The sequence below is a fragment of the Mesorhizobium sp. M2A.F.Ca.ET.043.02.1.1 genome (assembly GCF_003952405.1).
GTDB lineage: Bacteria > Pseudomonadota > Alphaproteobacteria > Rhizobiales > Rhizobiaceae > Mesorhizobium.
The window spans coordinates 1040517-1062491 of record NZ_CP034445.1 but is presented as its reverse complement, the minus strand read 5'-3'; the positions used below and the strand labels follow the sequence as shown (position 1 = coordinate 1062491).

At 64.5% G+C, this 21975-nt stretch carries 20 protein-coding genes; 19 read left to right on the top strand and 1 reads right to left on the bottom strand.

Annotated elements, in window-relative coordinates; genetic code table 11:
• The first annotated feature begins 16 nt into the window (after nucleotides 1-16).
• The 9 genes from ftsZ to EJ068_RS04955 all read left to right on the top strand — a co-directional run bounded on the left by ftsZ (nucleotide 17) and on the right by EJ068_RS04955 (nucleotide 10683).
• Nucleotides 17-1009 carry a cell division protein FtsZ gene (gene ftsZ / locus EJ068_RS04995; protein ID WP_042647517.1) on the top strand — a complete coding sequence of 331 codons (993 nt, stop codon included), beginning with the start codon at nucleotides 17-19 and terminating at the stop codon, nucleotides 1007-1009.
• Nucleotides 1010-1185: 176 nt separating this feature from the next.
• Nucleotides 1186-2247 carry a maleylacetate reductase gene (locus tag EJ068_RS04990; RefSeq protein ID WP_128314711.1) on the top strand — a complete coding sequence of 354 codons (1062 nt, stop codon included), beginning with the start codon at nucleotides 1186-1188 and terminating at the stop codon, nucleotides 2245-2247.
• Nucleotides 2248-2454: 207 nt separating this feature from the next.
• Nucleotides 2455-3453, top strand: a complete 999-nt coding sequence (locus EJ068_RS04985) for an ABC transporter permease (RefSeq protein WP_127882537.1) — start codon at nucleotides 2455-2457, stop codon at nucleotides 3451-3453.
• Between the two features lie 37 nt (nucleotides 3454-3490).
• Nucleotides 3491-4507 carry a sugar ABC transporter substrate-binding protein gene (locus EJ068_RS04980; RefSeq protein WP_128314710.1) on the top strand — a complete coding sequence of 339 codons (1017 nt, stop codon included), beginning with the start codon at nucleotides 3491-3493 and terminating at the stop codon, nucleotides 4505-4507.
• A 12-nt stretch (nucleotides 4508-4519) separates the two neighbouring features.
• Complete coding sequence (locus EJ068_RS04975) at nucleotides 4520-6637, top strand: SMP-30/gluconolactonase/LRE family protein (RefSeq protein WP_129554487.1); 2118 nt, start codon at nucleotides 4520-4522, stop codon at nucleotides 6635-6637.
• Complete coding sequence (locus EJ068_RS04970) at nucleotides 6634-7728, top strand: SMP-30/gluconolactonase/LRE family protein (protein WP_128315049.1); 1095 nt, start codon at nucleotides 6634-6636, stop codon at nucleotides 7726-7728. The genes EJ068_RS04975 and EJ068_RS04970 overlap by 4 nt, the downstream gene beginning before the upstream one ends.
• Before the next feature lie 3 nt (nucleotides 7729-7731).
• Complete coding sequence (locus EJ068_RS04965; RefSeq protein ID WP_128315050.1) at nucleotides 7732-9228, top strand: sugar ABC transporter ATP-binding protein; 1497 nt, start codon at nucleotides 7732-7734, stop codon at nucleotides 9226-9228.
• 103 nt (nucleotides 9229-9331) lie between these two features.
• The gene (locus tag EJ068_RS04960) at nucleotides 9332-10228 is read left to right on the top strand and encodes a LysR family transcriptional regulator (RefSeq protein ID WP_128315051.1); all 897 of its coding nucleotides are present in this window, start codon (nucleotides 9332-9334) and stop codon (nucleotides 10226-10228) included.
• A gap of 167 nt (nucleotides 10229-10395) precedes the next feature.
• Nucleotides 10396-10683: a GIY-YIG nuclease family protein gene (locus EJ068_RS04955; RefSeq protein WP_126081846.1), complete on the top strand. Its 288-nt coding sequence runs from the start codon at nucleotides 10396-10398 to the stop codon at nucleotides 10681-10683.
• Between the two features lie 144 nt (nucleotides 10684-10827).
• Here the strand turns inward: EJ068_RS04955 and EJ068_RS04950 are convergent, their stop codons facing one another.
• Nucleotides 10828-12324 (bottom strand): aldehyde dehydrogenase family protein, encoded by a 1497-nt coding sequence (locus EJ068_RS04950; RefSeq protein ID WP_128315052.1) that lies wholly within the window; start codon nucleotides 12322-12324, stop codon nucleotides 10828-10830.
• A 142-nt stretch (nucleotides 12325-12466) separates the two neighbouring features.
• On the opposite strand from EJ068_RS04950, the gene EJ068_RS04945 reads away from it, so the two are divergent.
• The 10 genes from EJ068_RS04945 to EJ068_RS33095 all read left to right on the top strand — a co-directional run bounded on the left by EJ068_RS04945 (nucleotide 12467) and on the right by EJ068_RS33095 (nucleotide 21921).
• Nucleotides 12467-13210, top strand: coding sequence for a glucose 1-dehydrogenase (locus tag EJ068_RS04945; protein ID WP_128315053.1), 744 nt, complete (start codon nucleotides 12467-12469; stop codon nucleotides 13208-13210).
• Between the two features lie 27 nt (nucleotides 13211-13237).
• Nucleotides 13238-14329 carry an isocitrate/isopropylmalate dehydrogenase family protein gene (locus EJ068_RS04940; RefSeq protein ID WP_129554486.1) on the top strand — a complete coding sequence of 364 codons (1092 nt, stop codon included), beginning with the start codon at nucleotides 13238-13240 and terminating at the stop codon, nucleotides 14327-14329.
• A gap of 4 nt (nucleotides 14330-14333) precedes the next feature.
• Entirely contained in the window at nucleotides 14334-15482 is a 1149-nt protein-coding gene (locus tag EJ068_RS04935; RefSeq protein ID WP_127252709.1) for an alpha-hydroxy acid oxidase, read from the top strand.
• Between the two features lie 109 nt (nucleotides 15483-15591).
• On the top strand, nucleotides 15592-16485 hold the full coding sequence (gene fghA / locus EJ068_RS04930; protein ID WP_127252708.1) for an S-formylglutathione hydrolase: 894 nt from the start codon (nucleotides 15592-15594) through the stop codon (nucleotides 16483-16485).
• A 104-nt stretch (nucleotides 16486-16589) separates the two neighbouring features.
• Complete coding sequence (locus EJ068_RS04925) at nucleotides 16590-17042, top strand: DUF2231 domain-containing protein (protein WP_127252707.1); 453 nt, start codon at nucleotides 16590-16592, stop codon at nucleotides 17040-17042.
• A 40-nt stretch (nucleotides 17043-17082) separates the two neighbouring features.
• Nucleotides 17083-18375: a sorbosone dehydrogenase family protein gene (locus EJ068_RS04920; protein ID WP_245463437.1), complete on the top strand. Its 1293-nt coding sequence runs from the start codon at nucleotides 17083-17085 to the stop codon at nucleotides 18373-18375.
• 242 nt (nucleotides 18376-18617) lie between these two features.
• Nucleotides 18618-19679, top strand: coding sequence for a glycosyltransferase family 4 protein (locus EJ068_RS04915; protein WP_129554485.1), 1062 nt, complete (start codon nucleotides 18618-18620; stop codon nucleotides 19677-19679).
• 152 nt (nucleotides 19680-19831) lie between these two features.
• Nucleotides 19832-20032: a hypothetical protein gene (locus EJ068_RS33105; protein WP_245463342.1), complete on the top strand. Its 201-nt coding sequence runs from the start codon at nucleotides 19832-19834 to the stop codon at nucleotides 20030-20032.
• A complete protein-coding gene (locus tag EJ068_RS33100; protein WP_245463341.1) occupies nucleotides 20011-20712 on the top strand; it encodes a glycogen debranching N-terminal domain-containing protein in 702 nt (233 codons plus the stop codon). The genes EJ068_RS33105 and EJ068_RS33100 overlap by 22 nt, the downstream gene beginning before the upstream one ends.
• A 213-nt stretch (nucleotides 20713-20925) precedes the next feature.
• Complete coding sequence (locus tag EJ068_RS33095) at nucleotides 20926-21921, top strand: hypothetical protein (RefSeq protein ID WP_245463340.1); 996 nt, start codon at nucleotides 20926-20928, stop codon at nucleotides 21919-21921.
• Nucleotides 21922-21975: the final 54 nt, after the last annotated feature.

Genomic DNA, 21975 nt, shown 5'->3' with positions numbered 1-21975 from the left:
GTAGAAAGATGAAAAAATGACCGCCAAGCCGGAAATCCTGGAGATGAGACCCAAGATCACCGTCGTCGGGGTCGGCGGTGCCGGCGGCAACGCCGTCAACAACATGATCGCCGAAGGTCTGCAGGGCGTCGAGTTCGTCGTCGCCAACACCGACGCCCAGGCGCTCACCATGTCAAAGTCGTCGCGGCTGATCCAATTGGGCGCGCATGTCACCGAGGGCCTGGGCGCCGGGTCCTTGCCCCAGGTCGGAAGTGCGGCCGCGGAGGAATCCATCGATGAGATCATGGATCATCTGGCGGGAACGCATATGTGCTTCATCACCGCCGGCATGGGTGGCGGCACCGGGACAGGTGCCGCGCCCGTGATTGCGCGCGCCGCGCGGGATGCCGGCATTTTGACGGTGGCCGTCGTCACCAAGCCTTTCACGTTCGAAGGCAAGCGCCGGACCCAGGCGGCCGAGGAAGGCATAGAACGCCTTCGCGAGAGCGCCGACACCGTGATCGTCATCCCGAACCAGAACCTGTTTCGGGTCGCCGACGCCAGAACCACCTTCGCCGACGCTTTCGCCATGGCGGACCGTGTCCTCTACGCGGGCGTCGGCTGCATCACGGATCTCATCGTCAAGGAAGGCCTGATCAATCTCGATTTCGCCGACGTGAAATCGGTGATGCGGGACATGGGCCCGGCAATGATGGGAACGGGCGAGGCCTCCGGAGAGGGACGCGCAAGAACGGCAGCCGAGGCGGCGATAGCCAATCCGCTGCTGGACGAAGCCTCCATGACGGGCGCCAGGGGGCTGCTGGTGTCGATCAGCGGCGGTATGGACATGACGCTGTTCGAGGTCGATGAGGCCGCGACGAGGATACGCGAGGAGGTCGACGCCGATGCCGACATCATCGTCGGCGCCATCTTCGACCAGTCCCTGGCCGGGAAGTTCCGTGTGTCGGTCGTCGCGACGGGACTGCGCAAGAGCGCGAGCGTGATGCAGTTCGAGCAGAGGATCGCCTGACCCACCGCGATTCTCGAGCGCGCCGATGGCGCGGCGCAAATAGGCTGATGCCAGCTTCCGACGGCGAATAGATCCCTGGCCGCCAGATTTCGACAGCCTGCGCACTTACACGCGCGCCTCTTAGTCGCTAACTTTCATGCCACGGCATACAGTCGCGGCTGACGGGAGAGGCTCACATGAAAAGCTTCGTCTACAACGCCCAGCCGGCACGCGTCGTCTTCGGATCAGGCACGATCGCAAGGCTCCCGGAGGAGATCGACCGGCTCGGGCTGAAACGTGTGCTGGTCCTGGCCACGCCGCCGCGGGAGGCCGATGCCCGGCGCCATGCCGAGTTCCTCGGCGACAGGGCAGCCGGCGTCTATGCCAAAGCGACGATGCATACGCCGGTGTCCGTCACCGAGGACGCGCTGCGGGTCGCGGCGGAACTCCAGGCCGACGGGCTGGTCGCGGTCGGCGGCGGCTCCACGACGGGTCTCGCCAAGGCGATCGCCTTGCGCACCGACCTGCCGCAGATCGTGATGCCGACGACCTATGCTGGCTCGGAAATGACGCCGATCCTCGGCGAGACGAAAGATGGCGTGAAGGTCACCCAATCAAGCCCGAGGGTGCTGCCGGAAGTGGTCATCTACGACGTCGACCTGACGATGACGCTTCCCGCTTCCCTGTCGGGAACAAGCGGCATGAACGCCATCGCCCATGCCGTCGAGGCGCTCTATGCCAGGGAAAGCAACCCGGTGATAAATCTGATGGCCACAGAAGCCATCGGCGCGTTGGTGAGCGCCTTGCCGGTCATTGCCGGGAACCCGCATGACCGCGACGCGCGTTCCGAGGCGCTTTACGGCGCCTGGCTCTGCGGCATCTGCCTCGGCTCGGTCGGCATGGCGCTGCACCACAAGCTTTGCCACACGCTCGGCGGCAGTTTCGATCTGCCGCATGCGGAGACCCATACGATCGTGCTGCCGCATGCGCTGGCCTACAACGCCCCCGCCGTTCCGGCCGTCATGCAAACCCTGCGGGCCGTGCTGAAGACGGATGATCCTGCCATCGCGCTCTACGACCTCGCCGGCCGCATCGGCGCAAAACGCGCGCTGTCCGAGATCGGCATGCCGTCCGAGGGGATCGACATTGCGACGGACCGTGCGCTGGCCAATCCCTACTGGAACCCGCGGGCGCTGGAGCGGGAGCCGATCCGGGCCCTTATCGCGCGCGCCTATGCCGGCGAGCCGCCGCAGGCCTGAGAAGGCTGCCCCTGGGATGAAAGCTTCACGAAGCTTACGCTTCGTCGCGGGGGCAAACTGCACAGCGTATCAGAAAAACGAAATTGTCCGCCGACGCTCCAGTCGTAATTGTCCCGTACAGGCAAACGGCTCGGAGCCTTGGGAGGATTCCGATTCAGCTGGTCGCCTGAGGAAGGCGCCAATCATAGGCTGCCTGGGAGGAGGAAAATGCCTGGTTCGGGCAAATCGGACGACAGGCGCCTTGGCTTCAAGGCGTCGCAGGAAGTCGTCGTCGTCGCGATCTCGGTCGTGCTGTTCCTCGTCTTCTCGGCGACGCTCAACAATTTCCTGAGCCAAGGCAACATCATCGCCATCCTCAAGAACGTGTCGATCCTCGGCACGCTGGCCGTCGGCATGGGCTTCGTCGTCGTCGGCCGAGGCATCGACCTCACCATGGTGGCGGTGATGGTCGTCGGCGTCGCCTTCAGCATCTGGATTTCTACCTGGGGCATCGATTTCACGCTTGCCGTGATCTGCGGCGCCATACTGGTCGCGGCCATCGGCCTGTTCACCGGCGTCATGGTGGCGGTCGCGGAAGTTCCGCCGATCTTCGCTACCTTGGCCATCGCCTCCTCGGTCTACGGCTCGGGGCGCATCGTCTTTGCCTCGGACGTGCTCTATGCCCCGCCGGACATCGCCTGGCTGAAATTCGTCGGCAATGGCAGCGTGCTCGGGATACCGATGTCCGTCGTCATCTTCGGCGCGGTGGCGGCTCTCATGGGTCTCTTTCTGAGGAAGACGCGCTTTGGCCGGCTGGTCTACGCAACTGGCGACAATCCGAACGCGGCCCGCACCACCGGCCTGCCGACACGCCCGATCATCGTGACGCAATATGTCATCAGCGCGCTCATCGCGTTCACCGCCGGCATCATCATGACCGGTCTCGTCACCGGCATCGACACGCGCCTCTACAATTCGAGCCTGATCTACGACGTGCTGCTGGTGGTCGTGCTGGGCGGCATCGGCCTGTCGGGCGGCCAGGGCGGCGTGCGCAATGTCATCGCCGGCACCATTCTGGTCGGCATCCTGACCAACGGCATGACGATCCTCAACTTCTCCTACACCAGCCAGAATTTGATCAAGAGCGTGATCCTGCTCGGCGCCCTTGCCATCGACGCCATCATCAATCCGCGCGACGAGCAGACCTCGCAGAGCGGCGACATCTGAAACAAGAACTCGAACCATCAAATTGGGGAGGAAACCTATGAAGATATTCAAGAAATGCCTGTTGGCGGGCATGGCCGCGCTTGCGCTGCTAGGTGTCGCACAGGTCGCAAGCGCGCAGGAAACCGATCAGGTCGGCCGGGCTGCCTATCTCGACGGCGTCAAGGGCAAGAAGGTCATCTTCGTGCCGATCTCGCAGGGTATGGACCTCAACCAGGCCTGGGTGATGGTGTGGCAGCGTCACGCCGCCCGCTACGGCTTCACGCTCGAGGTGCGCGATCCGAACGGCGACACCAATGCCGGCATCCGCGCCATGCAGGGCGCGATCGCCGAGAAGCCCGACCTGATCATCGGCCAGAACCCGGACGTGCAGACCTATGCGCGGCTCTTGAAGCAGGCGCAGGCCGCAGGCATCAAGGTGCTGCAGGTCAACATGCAGTCGGCGACCCAGACCGACTCCTATGTCGGCAATGACTGGATCGAGATGGGCCGCCTGGAGATGGGCGAGCTGGCCAAGCATTGCACCGGGCCGAACGCCGTCTCGCACAAGGTGGTGTGGCTCGCCGGCGTCCAGACGGGCGCCGCCAACATCTATATGCGCACCGGCATCGACGAGGTGCTGAAGGCCAATCCCGAGCTGCAGCTCGTCTCCGACCAGCCGGCCGACTACATCAGCGAAAAGGCCCGCCAGATCACCGAGACGGTGCTGCAGCAGCATCCCGATCTCTGCGGCATCATGGGCATCTGGGACAATGCCGAAGTCGGCGCGGGCGCTGCCGTCGCGGCCGCGGGCAAGCAGGATCAGGTCACCATCGTCACCAATGGCGCGGGCGCTGCCACAGGCTGCGATAGCATCAAGAACGGGCTGCTCGATGTGATCTTCAATTTCAATGCGCCGATCCAGGGCGAGATCGCCGCGCAGCAGATCTCCGAGCTGCTGCAGCACCCTGACCGCAAGGCCGGCAGCGAGAAGACGATCTTCTTCGGCCCGATCACCCGCGTCGACAAGACCAACGCGACCGGCCGGAACTGCTGGAAGCCCGAAGACATCAAGTAAACGGACTTTCCGATGAGCATGGCCGAAAGCCTTGTGCGCTGGCGCTACCGTCTGCTCCCCGACCATGTGGTCGGGGAGATTCTGACCAAGAAATGGATCGACAGCGTCATCCCCTTCACCGCGCTGGTCATCCTGTGCGCGATCTTCGGCGTGATCGTGCCGGGCTTCTTCGATGTGGCGACGCTGACCAATCTCAGCGGCCAGACCGCCGAACTCGGCCTTGTCGTGCTCGGCATGACCATCGTGATGGTGTCGGGCGGCATCGATCTCTCTGTCGGCTCGACCTTCGCGCTCGCGGTGCTGGTCACGCTCTACGGCATGAATGTCCAGCAGTGGAGTTTTGGGACCGGCCTGCTGGCATGCCTTGGCCTCGGCGTCGTCTGCGGCGCCATCAACGGCTTCCTGGTCGGCTTCCTGCGCATGCGGGCGTTCCTGACCACGCTGGTCACGCTCATCATCTACCGATCCACCTTCGATATCGTCTTCCCGCATGTCTCGACGGCGATCGTCACCAGCGGGCCGGATTCGCCGGCCTATGATTTTCTCGGCTTCGGCACGATCTGGGGTGTGCCGACCTCCTTCGCGGTCTTCGTGGTCATTGCCATCGTGATCCACCTGGTGCTGTCGCGCGCCCGCTATGGCTGGCGGCTGTTCGCGGTCGGCGGCGCGCGCCGCTCCGCCTACAATGCTGGCATCAATGTGCGCTTCACTCTGTTCAGCGCCTATGTGCTCTGCTCGGTGCTGGTGGCGCTCTCCGGCTTCTTCTTCTCGGCCCGCATCGGCAGTGCCGCTTCCGATATCGGCACCGGCCTCGAGCTGCAGGTGCTGACCGCGACCGTGCTCGGCGGCATCTCGCTCGGTGGCGGACGCGGCTCGGTCGCCAAGGCGCTGATGGGCACGCTCTTCGTGCTCGTCCTGTCGAACAGCCTGCTCGCGCTCGCCGTGCCCGGCCCGGTCAACTACCTGATCCTCGGCCTCGTGCTGCTGCTCTCGGTCATGCTCGATGTGCGCTGGGTGAAGAACCGCCACAAGATCCTGCGCAGCGTCTATATCTCGCCAACCTTCGCCAAGATGCCGCAGGCGATCTCGACCGAGCCCGGCGTGCCGATGGCGGTGAACGACAGGCTGAAAGATGTCGGCGTCATCGGCCTCGGCTTCCTCGACGGCGCCGAGGATGTGATCTTCGACCGGCAGGACCGCCTCTACACCGGCAGCCGCCAGGGCGACATATTGCGCTTCCAGCCGCCGCACTACACGGAGAGCGAAGTCTTCGCCCATATCGGCGGCTCGCCGCTCGGCATGGCCTTCGACCGCGACGACAATCTGGTCATCTGCGTCGCCGGCATGGGCCTCTACCAGGTCTCGCCGGCGGGCGAGGTGAAGCTGCTCACCGCCGAGACCAATCGCTCGCTGACATCGGTGGTCGACGACTCGACCATGAAGCTCGCCGACGACTGCGACATTCTCCCAGACGGCCGCATCGTGTTTTCCGAAGCCACGGTGCGCTTCGAGATGCACGACTGGTACGCGGACGCGCTGGAGAGCCGCGGCAACGGGCGCATCATCGTCCACGACCCCAAATCCGGTTCGACCCGCACGCTGCTGTCGAACCTCGTCTTCCCCAATGGCATCTGCACCGCCTTCGACGGCCAGTCGGTGCTGTTCGCGGAAAGCTGGGCCTGCCGCATCAGCCGCTACTATTTCGACGGACCGAAGAAGGGCAAGGTGGAGCGGGTTATCGAGGGACTGCCCGGCTATCCCGACAACATCAACCGCGCCTCCGACGGCACCTATTGGCTGGCGCTGATGGGCATGCGCACGCCGGCGCTCGACCTGTCGCTGGAAATGCCGGGCTTCCGCCGCCGCATGGCGCGGCGCGTGTCGGAGGATGCCTGGTTGATGCCCAACCTCAACACCGGCTGCGTGCTGCGCTTCGACGAGAAGGGCCAGATCCTGGAAAGCCTGTGGGACCAGGCCGGCGAGAAGCATCCGATGATTACTTCGATGCGCGAGCACAAAGGCATCCTCTATCTCTGCGGCATCTTCAACAACCGCATGGGAACGCTGCCGCTGAAGGGCGCCGACCCCAGCTGGTTCAGCTCGGATTCCTACTGGGGCAAAAAGCCATGAGCGCCGTGAGCCGGCTTTTCGATCGCTTCCTTGGCCGTGGCGACTGGGCGGTGACCGTTCCGACGCTCGACGGGCCGCTGCTGCCCAACCAGGACCTTGAGGAGGCGGAGCTCTTCGCAGGCCTCGCTGAGGCCGACAATCTGGTGCGGACCGAAAAGGGCATGCTGGCGAGCAGCGCGAACCGGCTGATGCGGTTCGATGCCGACGGCAAGGCCGAGGTCCTGCAGGAATTTCCGGGCGAGATCACCGCGCTCGCCCATGCACGCGGCATGACCGCCCTGGCCACCGACGGCAAGGGCGTCGTCATCCGCGGCGGCCTGCATGACGGGCGGCAGGCGACGGGCGACGAGGCCCGCAGGCTGTCCTGCGTCACCGCGCTGACTTTCCTCGACAGCAACACCTTGCTGGTCGCCAATGGCTCGGCCACGCTGCCGGCGAGCGCCTGGCGCCGCGACCTGATGCAGAAGAACGCTTCAGGCTCGGTCTGGCGCCTCGACCTGAAAAGCGGCCGGCTGGAGCTGATCCGCGACGGCCTCGCTTGGCCGGCCGGCATCGCCACGACCGGATCAAACCGCGTCTACGTCAGCGAGGCCTGGCGCCATCGCGTGCTGGCGATCGATCTCGCCGGCAAGGCGACGGCGCCGGTGCTGGAACACCTGCCGGCCTATCCGGCGCGCATCGCGCCCGCCTTCAACGCCGGCTACTGGTTGACCGTCTATTCCGTGCGCAACCAGCTGGTGGAGTTCATCCTGCGCGAGGAGACTTTTCGCAAGCGCATGCTGGTTGAGATACCGGAAGCCTACTGGATGGCGCCGTCGCTCAGCTCGTGGCGCGACTACCGCGAGCCGATGCAGGGCAGCCAGCTCAAGCAGATGAACGTGCTGAAGCCCTACGCGGTCACCAGGTCCTACGGGCTGGTGGTCCATTGCGACCAGAACATGAAGCCCCTGTCGAGCTTCCATTCGCGGGCCGACGGCACGGTGCACGGCACGATCAGCGCCTGCGAGGTCGACGACGATCTGCTCGTCGCCTCGCGCGGCGGGTCGAGGATCGTGCGCGTGGCCAAGGCCGCCAGCGGCAAGCGGGGTTAAGCGATGTCGGATAACATCATCGAGCTCAGGGACGCGACCAAGGCGTTCTCGCGCATCCCCGCCTTCAAGAACGTCATTTTCGACCTGCGCAAGGGTGAGATCCACGCGCTGCTCGGCGAAAACGGCGCCGGCAAATCGACGCTGACCAAGGTCATGGCCGGCGTGTTCAAGCTGACCGAGGGCAAGCTCTTCTTCGACGGCAAGGAGGCGTCTTTCGCAACGCCCGCCGAAGCGCTGCGCGCCGGCATCGCCATGGTGTTCCAGGAGACCAATCTGGTGCCGGCCATGACGGTTGCGCAAAACCTCTATCTCGGCGAGGAGAAGATGTTCAACCGGCTGCGCGGCCTCTACATCCAGGCGCGCCAGTTCCTCGCCGGCATGGGCTTCCAGGTGGACCCGACCGCGCAGGTGAGCACGCTGGGCGCGGCGCACAAGCAGATGGTGGAGATAGCACGCGCCGTCCACCACAAGGCCCGGGTCATCATCTTCGACGAGCCGACCGCGACGCTGACGCCGGAAGAGAAGCGCCATTTCTTCAACCTGCTGCAGCGGCTGGTGAAGGAAGGCATCGCCATCATCTTCATTACCCACGCGCTGGAAGAGGCGCTCGCCGTCGCCAACCGCATCACCGTGATGCGCGACGGCGAGATCGTGGCTTCGGGCGAGGCCAAGGGTTTCACCCGCGCCTCGATCGTGCAGGCCATGGTCGGCCGGACGCTCACCGAAACGCTGCATGGCGAGGTCAAGCGCACCGCGCGCCCCTATGGCGACAAGGTGCTTTCGGTCGAGAACCTCTCCTGCGCCGGCCTGGTGCGCAACTCGTCCTTCTCCGTGTTTTCGGGGCAGGTCACCGGCATGTTCGGACTGGTCGGCGCCGGCCGCACCGAGATGGCCAAGGTCGTTGCCGGGCTGTTGAAGCGCAACATCTTCCATGGCGGCGAAATCCGCCTGCTCGGCAAGTCGGTGCGCTATCGCGTGCCGCGGCCGGCGGTGCGCGACGGCATCGTCTATGTGACGGAGGACCGCAAGTTCGACGGTTTCTTCGAGACGATGACGGCCGGCGAGAACCTGCAGATCGGCGAGCTGACCGACAAATCCAACCCGGTGTCGATCGTTTCCCTGGCGCGCGCCAGGGAGCTCGCCAAGCAATGGGGCGAGCGGCTCAGGCTGAAGCAGATCAGCGAGCGCGCCAGGATGATCGAGCTTTCGGGCGGCAACCAGCAAAAGGTCGTGATCGCCAAATCGCTGATACAGCAGCCCAAGCTGGTGATCTTCGACGAGCCGACGCGCGGTGTCGATGTCGGCGCGATCGTCGAGATCCACCAGCTCATCAGCGATCTTGCCGATCAGGGCATGGCCGTCGTCGTCATCTCGTCGTATCTGCCGGAAATCCTAGCGGTCTCCGACCGCATCCTGGTCGTGAAGCGCGGCCGCGTGGTCGAGGAGATGATGCTGTCGGACGCAACCGAAGAACGCGTGATGTTCGCCGCCGTTCATTGAACTGGAACAGATTTGCTGGCTAAGGCCTGGGACGGCCCTATTGCCTTGCAATCGCTTCCGCGTCTGAATAGGTCAGGAGGCCAGATCACCTGCCCGAGCGGACATGTCCAGCATCAACCTCAAACTTCTGCAGACGTTCCTGCTCGCCGCCGAAAACGGCAGCTTCCGGCGCGCGGCCGAAGAGAGCAACCGTTCCCCTTCGGCCGTTTCCATGCAGATACGCGACCTCGAGGAGCAGATCGGCATCTCGCTCTTCATCCGCACGGCGCAGCGCGCCAGCCTGACGCCGGAAGGCCAGGTTCTGTTCGAGGAGATCGCCAATGCGATGTCGCAGGTGCAGACCAGCCTCGACCGGCTGACCGAGATCGCCGCGCGGCGCAAGGGCAAGGTGCAGATCGCCTGCGCGCCGACGCTGGCGGCGAGCCGGCTGGGCGACATATTGGCGACATTCAAATTGCGCTATCCGCGCTCGATCGTCGAGGTCATCGAAACCCCGCCGCAGGCCGCGCTTGCGCTGTTGCAGCAACAGGAGGTCGAGTTCTATCTCGGCCCGGAAGTGCCGAACCTCAACGACTTCCAGTTCGAGTCGATCCTGGACGATCCGCTGATGGCCTGCATCCCGGTGGAGACCTATGGCGGCGAGAAGAAGCTCAATCTGTCCGACCTCAAGCGCTTCCCGCTGATCCTGCTCAACCGCAAGACGGCGGTGCGCGGCCTGCTCGACCGGCTGACGGCGGCGGAAGGGATCGAGCTCAAGCCGCAATACGAAGTCGAAAGCGCGCAGACGGCGGTGGCGCTGGTGTCATCGGGACTGGGCGTCTGCGTGGTGCCGGGCATCGCCATCTCGCGCAATGACGAGCGCATGCGGGTGGTGTCGATCGACCATCGCGACGCCCATCGCTCCGTCGGCATCATCACCGCGCGCGGCTACGTGCACCATTCCTTTTCCGAACAGCTGATGAACCTGATCCGCACCAATCTGCGCGAGCTGGCTCACTGAGTACGGCGTTTTAGAGAATAGTGCAGAAAGCCACTCCGTTCGTCATCCTAGGCGCAGCAAGGAGCGAAGCGACGCGCGAAGACCCTAGGATCCATGCCGGAATCTCGACCGTAGAGTGCCACGGTGCAGGATGGTCGTTGACAGCAGCACCGATTAGGATCCTCCACATGACCGGATACGTCTACATGACCGCGAGCCAGAAAGGCGGCACGATCTACATCGGTGTCACCAATGACCTCGCTCGCCGAATTCCAGAGCACAAAACTGGCCAAGGTTCACGCTTCACCAGCCGCTACAACGTACAGCGTTTGGTCTGGTACGAGGAGTTTTTCGATATCGCCGACGCCATTCAGCGCGAGAAATCGCTGAAACGCTGGCAAAGGCAATGGAAGGTCGAACTGATCGAGAAGACCAATCCGACTTGGTCCGAGCTATTTCTCGGGATCGGCTGGTGACTATTCCTCACCCCAGCAGCGCTCGCAAGGTCAGGCATGGATCCTAGGGTCTGCGCGCGTCGCTTCGCTCCTTGCTTCGCCCTAGGATGACGAAGGCATGGGCATTTGCGTACCCGCCTTTCGCAGGCCGGCCTCACCTGAATATCAATCTGTCTGAATCCAGACCGCCTTCGTCTCCAGATATTCGTGCAGATGCTCGACGCCGCCTTCGCGGCCGTAGCCGGACATCTTCATGCCACCGAACGGCACGGCCGGATCGATGGCGTGGTACATGTTGACCCAGACCGAGCCGGCCTTGACGCGGCGGGCCAGCTTATGCGCGGTGCCGAGATTGGTGGTGAAGATGCCGGCCGCCAGGCCGTAAGGCGTCGCGTTGGCGCGCGCAACGGCCTCGTCCAGCGTGTCGAAGGGCATGGCCGAAATGACCGGACCGAAGATCTCTTCCCGCGCGATCGTCATCTTGTCGGACACCGCGCCGAAGACCGTCGGCGCGATGAAGTTGCCGCCGTCATAGAGCTCGCCCGTCAGCCGCGAGCCGCCGGCGACCAGCCTGGCCCCTTCGTCGCTGCCGGCCTTGATGTAGCCTTCGACCTTGCCGGCCTGCCTGGCGTTGATCAGCGGTCCGATTTCGGTCTCCGCCTCGATGCCGTGGCCGATGCGCAGCTTGCCGGCGAACTCGGCGACCCGGCGCACGAACTCGTCATGGATCTCGCGCGCCACGAACAGGCGCGAGCCGGCAATGCAGATCTGGCCCGAATGCACGAACACCGCCATAGCCGCGACCGGCACGGCTTTGTCGATGTCCGCGTCGCGGCAGACGATGATCGGCGACTTGCCGCCGAGCTCCAGCGAGACGCGCTTGAGGTTAGCGACGCCGGCGCGGGCGATGGCCTGACCGGTCAGCGTCGAGCCGGTGAAGACGATTTTGTTGACGTCCGGATGCTCTGCGAGCCGAGCGCCGGCCTCGGCGCCCGTTCCGGTGACGACGTTGACGACGCCGTCGGGCACGCCGGCTTCCTGCATCAGCTTAGCGATCAGGAGCGGCGTCAGCGACGCATCCTCGGACGGCTTCAGCACGATGGTGCAGCCGGTGGCGAGAGCCGGCGCGATCTTCCAGACCGAGGCGGCGGTCGGGGCATTCCAGGGAATGATCGCGCCGACGACGCCGACCGGCTCGCGCCGGGTGAAGGTGACGATCTCGCCGGGGATCGAATTGTCGATCGCCTCGCCATGCAGCGCGGTCGCCATGCCGCCATAGAAGCGCAGCATACCGATGACCCGGCGGCGGTTGGCTAGCGTGCGGGTGATCGGCAGCCCCATGTCGAGCGTGTCCGAGACGCTGAGCTCTTCCCAATGTTTTTCGAAGAGGTCGGCGATCCTGAGCAACACGCATTGCCGCTCGTAGGGCGAGAATTTCGACCAGGGGCCTTCGAAGGCCACGCGCGCGGCGGCCACCGCCGCGTCGATGTCGGCGGCTCCGCCGCGCGGCACCGTCGCCAGCACCTCGCCGGTCGCCGGGTTTAGCGCCTGCATCACCTCGCCGGACTGCGCCGCGACCCACTTGCCGCCGATGAACATCGGCCGGAATTCGCCATGGTAGAGCGTGGTGGCCTTCGCCCTCGGGTCGAAGTTCAGCGTCATCGTCTCCTCCTCACGAATTCCGAGGCGACTATTACTCCCGCTTCGGGCGACCTCAAACAAGGAAAGCTAAAAGGGCGTTCAGATAATCGGACTGTGCAACGCGCGCGTCTTCCCCGATGGTGCCGGCAACGGAGGAACAGATATGAGACTTGCTGGCAAGGTCGCCATCGTCACCGGTGGCGGGTCGGGGTTTGGCGAAGGCATCGTCAAAAAATTCGTCGAGGAAGGCGCGTCTGTCGTGCTGATGGATCGCGACGAAGCCGCGGCTTCGCGCGTTGCTGGCGAAGCCGGCGACAAGGTGCGGCCAATCACGGGCGACGTCTCGACGCTGGAGAGTTTTACGGCGGCCGCCGACCTGGCGCTCTCGGCCTTCGGCGGGCTCGACATACTCGTCAATAACGCCGGCGTGGCGCAGCCGCCATTGCCGCTTGAGACGATGGCCGAAGGCCTGTTCGACCGCATCGCCAACGTCAACATGCGCTCGATCTACAACGGCGCCCGCGCCGTGGTGCCGCATTTCAAATCAATCAAGTCCGGCGCCATCCTCAACGTCGCTTCGACCGGCGGCGTCTCGCCGCGTCCGAACCTCACCTGGTACAACGCTTCCAAGGGCTGGGCGATCGCCGCTACCCGCGCCATGGCGGTGGAACTCGCGCCGTTCGGTATCCGCGTCAACGCGATCAACCCGGTCGCCGGCGATACGCCGCTTCTGTCCACCTTCATCGGCTCCGGCGAGGAAAACCGCGCCCGCGTCGTCGCCACCATCCCGAGCGGCCGGCTGTCGACGCCACAGGACATGGGCAACGCCGCGGCGTTCCTGTGCTCCGACGAAGCCAGCATGATCACCGGCGTCGACCTGAATGTCGACGGCGGCAAATGCATCTGAATATTTGCGGTTCCTGAGGGATTGGCGATGAAGGATGTCTACCAGATCGCGGTCGTGCATGGCGACGGCATCGGCCCCGAGGTGTGCGCCGCGGCCGTCGAGGTGGTGAATGCGGCACTCGGGCCGGACTGCCCCTTGCGTTTCACCGAATATCCGGCTGGCGCGGAGCATTTCCTGAAGACGGGGCAGAGCTTTCCCCAGCCAACCTTCGCGGCGTGCCGGGCGGCTGACGCGATCCTGCACGGCGCCGGCGGCCTGCCCGGCGTGGTCTATCCGGACGGCACGGAAGCCGGCCTCGACTTCACGCTGAGACTTCGTTTCGAGCTCGATCTCTACGCCAATATCCGCCCGATCAGGCTCTTCGAAGGGGTGACGAGCCCGCTCGCCGGGGTGAAGGCCGGCGACATCGACTACGTCATCCTGCGCGAGAACAGCGAAGGGCTTTACGCCGCGCGCGGGGCAGGGGCGTTGCTGCGCGGCCAAGTGGCGGTCGACACGCTCGTGCAGACGCGCGCCGGTATCGAGCGCATCGTGCGCAAGGCCTTCGAGCTGGCGCGCCAGTCGAACGGCGCGCCGCGCGACGGCGTGCGGCGGGTGACATGCTGCGACAAGGCCAACGTGCTGCGCAGCTACGCGTTTTTCCGCTCCGTCTTCGACGAGGTGGCGAAAGACTATCCCGACATCGAGACGGAACATGCGCTGGTCGACGCCATGGCCATGCATCTCGTGCTGAAGCCCGGCCATTTCAACGTCATCGTCAGCGAGAACATGTTCGGCGACATTCTGTCCGACCTGGCGGCGGCGACGGTGGGCGGAATGGGCATGGCGCCTTCGGCCGAGGTCGGCGACGCGAATGGCTTCTTCCAGGCTGCCCACGGCTCCGCGCCGGATATTGCCGGCAAGGGAATCGCCAATCCCTACGGGACGATCTTGTCGGCGGCGGCGATGCTCGACTGGCTTGGCCGCGGACATGGCGACGAAAGGCTGCTGCGGGCCGCCGAACAGATCCGCCATGTGACGGAGGCGTGCCTGGCGAACGGGCTGCTCAGCGCCGATCTGAAGGGGAAATCATCGACCGCCGAGATCACCGGAAACGTCTGCGACCGGCTCGCGGCCTGAGGCGATGGGGCGGCTCGATCGCTGCGTTTCGGTGGAAGATTTCCGCCGGCTGGCGCGCCGCCGGCTGCCGAAATCGGTCTTCGAGTTCGTCGATGGCGGGGCAGGCCAGGAGCTGACCCTGCGCGACAACCGCGCCGGTTTCAAGCGCATCCGGCTGCTGCCGCGTGTTCTTACCGACGTATCCCGGCCCAATCTCACCACCACCTTGTGGTCGAGGACCTATCCGACGCCGCTGGTGATCAGCCCGATGGGGTCCTGCGCGCTCGTTCGCCCCGGCGCTGACATCGCCATTGCTTCAGCGGCCACGGCGCGCGGCATTCCCTACACGCTGTCGACCATGGCGACGACCGGCATCGAGCGGATGGCGAGAGCTGTCCAGGGACCGCTCTGGTTCCAGCTCTATGTGCTGAAGGATTTCGATTTCAATCGCCGGCTGGTGCGGCAGGCTGAAGAGTTCGGTTATTCGGCGCTGGTCGTCACCGTCGACCTCCAGGCTGGTGGCAAGCGCGAGAAGGATCTGAGGAACGGGATTTCGATCCCGCTGCGGCCCTCCCTGCGGCACGTGATCGAAGGGATCGCGCATCCGGGATGGTCGTTTCGCCTGCTTCGCGGCGGCCTGCCTCAGTTCGAGAATGTCCGCGGTTACCTTGGTGACACCAGCGCGGGGCCGACGATCGCGGCGCGCGTCGGCCACAATCTCCATGCTGGCTTCGACTGGAACGATTTTCGTTCGATCCGCGACTGGTGGAAGGGGCCGCTGATCGTCAAAGGCGTCCTGCACCCGGACGATGCCGTGAGATTGATCGCGGAGGGCGCGGACGGGATCTGGGTTTCCAATCACGGCGGCCGCCAGCTCGACGGCGCGGTCGCGAGCATCGATGCGACCGGCGCCGTGCATGCGGCCGTTGGCGGCCGGGCTCCGATCCTGATCGATTCCGGTATCCGTACCGGCATGGACGTGATCAAGGCAAAGGCGCGCGGCGCGGCCGCCTCGGCAATCGGCCGCGCCGCCCTGTTCGGCGCAGTGGTGGGACAGGCCGGCGTCGAGCGGGTGCTGGATATCCTGCTCGACGAGATCGCGACCGGCCTGAAGCTGTGCGGAGTGCCCGGTTTTCAACAAGTCGGCCCAGACCTGATTGCGCCGGCGGGCTAACCGAACGAAACCTTTGTCGCGCCACCCCTGCGGTTTGCCGAGGCGCCAGGTTGCGCCGATCATGGCCGGCGGTTATGCCGGGCCAGGATTTCCAAACGAGAGGCAACCGATGAAGGTCGTTTCCACCTCCAAAGCGCATGGCGGCATCCAGGGCGTCTATTCACATGCTTCGGAGGTCTGCGCCTGCGACATGACCTTCGCGGTGTTCGTGCCGCCCCAGGCCGAGGACGGGCGGCTTCCGGTCCTGTGGTACCTGTCGGGCCTGACCTGCACGCATGCGAACGTCATGGACAAGGGCGAGTACCGGCGCCTGGCATCCGAGCTCGGGCTCGTCATCGTGTGTCCCGACACCAGCCCGCGCGGCGCCGACGTTCCAGACGAGAAGGACAATTGGCAGTTCGGCTGCGGCGCCGGTTTCTATCTCGACGCGACCGAGCAGCCTTATGCGAAGAACTACCGCATGTATTCCTACATCGCCGAGGAATTGCCTGCGCTGGTCGCCGCCAATTTTCCGGTCGACATCTCGCGCCAAGGCATTTTCGGCCATTCGATGGGCGGGCATGGCGCGCTGACGATCGCGCTGAAGAACCCTGAACGCTATCGGAGCTGCTCGGCCTTCGCGCCGATCGTGCAGCCCTCGACGGCCGGCTGGTCAAGCCCCGCTTTCGAGAAGTATCTCGGATCGGACGAAAAGAGCTGGCGCGCCTATGATGCGACGCTGCTGATCGAGGACGGCAAGCGCTTCCCGGAATTTCTCGTCGACCAGGGCACGGCGGATGGTTTCCTGCAGGATGGCCTTCGCCCATGGCTGCTGGAAGAAGCCTGCAAGAAGGCAGGCGTCGATCTGAACTTGCGCATGCAGGAAGGCTACGACCATTCCTACAATTTCATTTCGACCTTCATGGACGATCATCTGAAGTGGCATGCCAGCCGTCTTAAAGACATTCGCAGAATGCGCGCCCCGCCGCAATCGAACGGTCCATTCCGGGTCACCCGTGACTGAAGGGATATCGGCGTTCACCTTCCGGTGAGCGCGCGTATTTCCGGCGGAACATTCCTCTTTTCGCTCTGTTAGACCCAAGCAGCAGCGCGGAAAGGAGCTTGCGCATGGACAATCCGCGATCCACGGCAAGCATAGCCGGCCATCCCATCCATCCCATGCTCGTCACCATCCCAATCGCCTGTTTCGTCGGGACCTTGCTCACCGATATCGCCTATTGGCGGACGGCCGAAATGACCTGGGCCAACTTCTCAACCTGGCTTGTAACCGTCGGTGTCATCGTCGGCATTCTGGCTGCCATAGCGGGGCTTACCGACTTTCTTGGCAGCCGCAGGATACGCGCCCAGCCGACGGCATGGCTGCATATGGCCGGCAACCTCGTCGTGCTGGTGCTGTCCTTCTTCAACATGCTCATCCACACGCGCGATGCCTGGACATCCGTCGTGCCGGCCGGGCTGATCCTGTCGGCGCTGGTGGTGATCATCCTGATCTTCACGGGCTGGCTCGGCTGGGCGCTGGTCTATCGCCATCACGTAGGAGTGGCCGATGAGACGACCTGACAGCCCGATAACATCAGCGACCGCCGCGCTTTGTTGCGCAATGGCTCTGGGCGTTGCCGGCTGCAGCGACGACAACACCGATCCGAACGCGCAGATCGGGCCGAACCCGAAACTGCCGGAGATAAATCAATACCTATTCCCGCCAATGCATCTGGCCTCGGTGGTCGGCTGGAAAAACGATGAGAAGCCGGCTGTGGCACGGGGTCTGCAGATCGAGGCGCTGGCCAAGGGGCTTCAGCATCCGCGCTCGCTTTACGTGCTGCCAAATGGCGACATACTGGTGGTGGAGTCCAAGGCGCCGGATGAAGCATCGGTCAAGCGGCCGAAGGATATCGTCATGGGCTGGGTCGAAAGCTGGGTGACCTCCGGCGGCGATACCGGACCGAGCAACCGCATCACGCTGCTGCGCGACACCAATGGCGACGGCAAGCCGGATTACCAGGGCGTCTTCCTCGACCATCTCAATTCGCCCTTCGGCGTGGCGCTGGTCGGCAACGACCTCTATGTCGCCAACACCGATGCTATCGTGCGCTACCCGTACCAACCGGGCGATACGAAGATCACCGCGCCGGGCAAGGTGCTGACGGAACTGCCGGGCGGGCCGATCGATCACCACTGGACGAAGAGCCTGGTGGCGAGTCCGGACGGCTCATTGCTCTATGTCGGCGTCGGCTCGAACAGCAACATCACCGAGAACGGCATCCAGGCCGAAAAAGACCGCGCCGCGATCTGGGAGGTCGATCGCGCCACCGGCCGCTCGCGCATCTTCGCCAGCGGGCTGCGTAATCCCAACGGCCTGTCGTTCGAGCCTGAGAGCAAGGCCCTGTGGGCGGTGGTCAACGAGCGCGACGAGCTCGGACCGAACCTCGTGCCGGACTATATGACGTCGGTGAAGGACGGCGCCTTCTATGGCTGGCCCTACAGCTATTACGGCCAGCATGTCGATCCGCGCGTGATGCCGCAGCGGCCGGACCTGGTGGCGAAGGCCATCCCGCCGGACTATGCGCTGAGCTCGCATGTCGCGCCTGTCGGGCTCGCCTTCTACACCGCAAGCAACCTGCCGCAATCCTATCGCGGCGGCGCCTTTGTCGGCGAGCATGGCAGCTGGGACCGCTCCCAGTTCAATGGCTACAAGGTGGTTTTCGTGCCGTTCAGCGGCGGGCATCCGAACGGCATGGCGCAGGACGTCGTCACCGGCTTCCTCAACGACAAGGGCGAGGCAAGGGGCCGCCCGGTCGGCGTTGCCGTCGATAAATCCGGCGCGCTGCTGATTGCCGACGATGTCGGCAACACGGTGTGGCGTGTCACCGCGGCGGCGCCAGGATCGACGTGAGGGAAGGCATCCTTCGACACTGCCGCCCGGCCTGGCCGATCAATTGAACGGTGATGCCGTAGAGGCGCGATAATCCGGCCGGAAACAGTGGGATCCCGCGCAGGAGACCGTGGCTTCTGGCGCGGAGACCCTGGGCAAAGCGCGGCGCGGCAAAATCGGCGGCCAACGGCACCTCGACCAATTGGGCAGGAACGATCTGGCGGCTGACGCATTTTGCTTCGCGTCAACAGCCGAGGGACCCGATGCGCATTGCCCATGTCGCGCCGCTCTATGAATCGGTGCCGCCGAAACTCTATGGCGGGACCGAGCGGATCGTCTTCTACATCACCGAAGCTCTGGTCGAGCTTGGCCACGATGTGACGCTGTTCGCGAGTGGCGACAGCGAGACGTCGGCCAAGCTGGTGCCCGCGCGTGACCAGGCGATACGTCTCGATCCGCGGCCGAAGAAATCGGAGATCGCCGCGCATCTCGCCATGCTCGCCGATGTGCGCGCGCGCGCCGGCGAGTTCGACGTCATCCATTTCCATCTCAGCCACTTCCTGCATTTTGCGTTCTTCGAGAACATTGCGGAGCGGACCGTGACGACGCCGCATGGTCGGCTCGACTATGTCGACCTGGCGCCGGCCTATAAGCGCTTCCCGCGTTTCCCGATGATTTCGATTTCGCACAGCCAGAAGCGGCGCGGTCTGCCCGACGCCAACTGGCTCGCCACGATCCATCACGGACTGCCGCTCGATGCCTACCAACCGACCTATGAGCCGCAGGCGGAAGAACCATATCTCGCCTTCCTCGGGCGCCTGTCGCGCGACAAGCGGCCGGACCGCGCCATCGAGATCGCGCGACGGTCCGGGTTGAGGCTGAAGCTGGCGGCCAAGATCGGTGACGACGACCGCGCCTATTTCCGCGACAATATCGAGGCGCTCATCGATGGCGACCGCATCGACTATGTCGGCGAAATCACCGAGGACGAGAAGGCCGAATTCCTCGGCAATGCGGCGGGCCTTTTGTTTCCCATCGACTGGCCGGAGCCGTTCGGCCTCGTCGCGATCGAGGCCATGGCCTGCGGCACGCCGGTGATCGCCTGGAACAACGGTGCCTTGCCGGAGATCGTCGACGACGGCGTCACCGGCTTCGTCGTGGACAGTGTGGACGCCGCGGTCGCGTCGATACCGGCGCTTCTCGATCTCGACCGGTGGCGGGTGAGGGCGATGTTCGAGAAAAGGTTCTCGGTGGCAAGAATGGCAAGCGACTATGTCGCTGCCTATATGCGTCTGAGCGGCATGCCGGAGGCCAAGGCCTCCTGACCTTCATCCCTAGAGCCGGATGGTTTCAGGTCTGCTCGACCTGAAATCTCAATCCGGCTCTAAATCAAAGCGATAGAGCATAATGTTGTCCGAAAACCGCTTCACACTTTTCGGCATCATGTTCTAGGGCGGGGCAAACGAAGAGGTGACGAATGACGGAGCTCGACGAGCGCAAGCTCGATCCTGCCGTAGCCCTTTCTTCACTCGACGAAACGGCGCCGCGCGAACCGCACCGGCTTTTCGCCCTCAAGCAGGGCGATTGTTTCGCCGTCGCCGACGCCTATGGCGACATCAGAGGCTCGGGCGACGGGTTCTTCCGCGACGACCGCGCGTGCTCTCCGAATTCCGGCTGACCGTCGGCGGCAGGCCGATGTCGCTGCTCGGCGCTTCACTCAGCCAGGACAATGTGCTGTTCACGTCCAACCTGACCAACCTGCCGATCCAGAGCGCCGTTGGCCGCGACATCCCACAAGGCGCGATCCATATCGAACGGGTCAGGCTGATCTGGCAGGACCGGTTGTTCGAGCGGATCACGCTTTCCAACTACAGCCGCGAGCATTCGACCATCACCGTCTCGCTGCATTTCGCCGCCGATTTTCGCGACATGTTCGAGGTGCGTGGTTCGACGCGGGTGAAGCGCGGCACGACGCATTTGGCGAAGACCGACAAGGAGTCCGTCATGCTCGGCTATGATGGGCTTGACGGGCTGCCCCGCCTGTCGGCGATCTCGTTCTCGCAGGCGCCCGACCAACTGAGCGACAACCGTGCGGATTTCCTCATCGCGGTGACCAAGCGCAGCCAGAAAGTGCTCTATATCGAAGTCGGACCGGAAGTCTCCGAGGCTCCCAGTCGCGACCGTTTCCCGCGCCGCCGGCGGCACGAGCTCGCTTCGGCATGCGTGCCAAGCGGCGTCATGGCGCTACGGTGCACAGTTCGTGCCGCGCCGACGTGGCACTGCTCACACCGACTTCCGACCGGCCTATCCCTGCCGGCATCCCCTGGTTCTCGACGGCGTTCGGCCGCGACGGGGTGACTCCAGCTGCAGATGCTTGCTCAATCCGGGCCTGGCGCGCGGCGTGCTGGCATTCTGGCCGAGCCCAGGCGACCGAAACGTCGCCTTTTTCGGATTCCAGCCGGCAGATCATGCATGAGACGCGCAAGGGTGAGATGGCGGCGCGCGCGAGCTCCGTCGGGCGCACTTGGCGGGTCGATACCACGCCGCTCTATATCCATCTGGCTTCGGCCTATGCCGACCGCACCGGGACATGGCCTCATCGACAATGTGGCCTTCGCTCAGGCCGCAGAATGGACGGAGGAGGCGAGCGCGCCACCGGCTTCGTCCCTCCAGCGCGCCGCCGAGTCCGGTCTCGCCAACCAGGGCTGGAAGGACAGCTTCGATTCGGTGTTCCACGCCGAGGCGCATCCAAAGGGCCGATCGCGCTGGTCGAGGTGCGGGCACGTCTCGCCGCCTTCCGGGGCTGGCGGCGCTGGGCGCCGCCGCGGCGATTCGCCGATGCCGAGCACTGGGAGAACCGCGCCGGCAATGCGAGTCGCCGTGGAACGCGATTTCTGGCAGGACGACATGAATTTCTACGCCCTGGCCATTGATGGCGAGGGCCAGCCCTGCAAGGTGCGAACGTCGAATGCCGGGCACCTGCTGTTCGTCGGGCTGCCGCAACCGGAGCGGGCCAGGCTGGTCGCCGACCAATTGCTGTCGGCGTCCTTCCATTCCGGCTGGGGGCTGAGGACGCTTGCCGACGACGCGGTATTCTTCAACCCGATGTCCTACCATAACGGCTCGATCTGGCCGCATGACACAGCACTTTGCGGCGTAGGTCTCGCCCGTTACGGCGAACGCGACAGCGTGGTGCGGCTGATGAGCGGCACGTTCGAGTCCGCCGTGCATTTCAACATGCGGCTGCCGGAACTGTTCTGCGGCTTCGCCAGGGCTCCGGGTGAGGCGCCCATCGCCTATCCCGTGGCCTGCCTGCCACAGGCTTGGTCGGCCGGTTCCACCTTCATGTTGATGCAGGCGTGCCTTGGGCTCGAAATCGATGGCTGGGAGGGCGAATTGCATGTCACGCGGCCTAGGCTCCCGATCGGCATCGACACGCTCACGCTCCGGCATCTGACGGTCGGCGACAAAGCGGTCGACCTCACCTTCCAAAGGGTCGGCGACCGCGTTGCCGCCTTCTTGCCTGACCGGCATGAAGGTCAGGTACCGCTCATAGTGCGCACGTAAATAAAGCACCGCAACCCCGCGTCCAACAATCGAAAAGTGTCGGAACTGATCGCT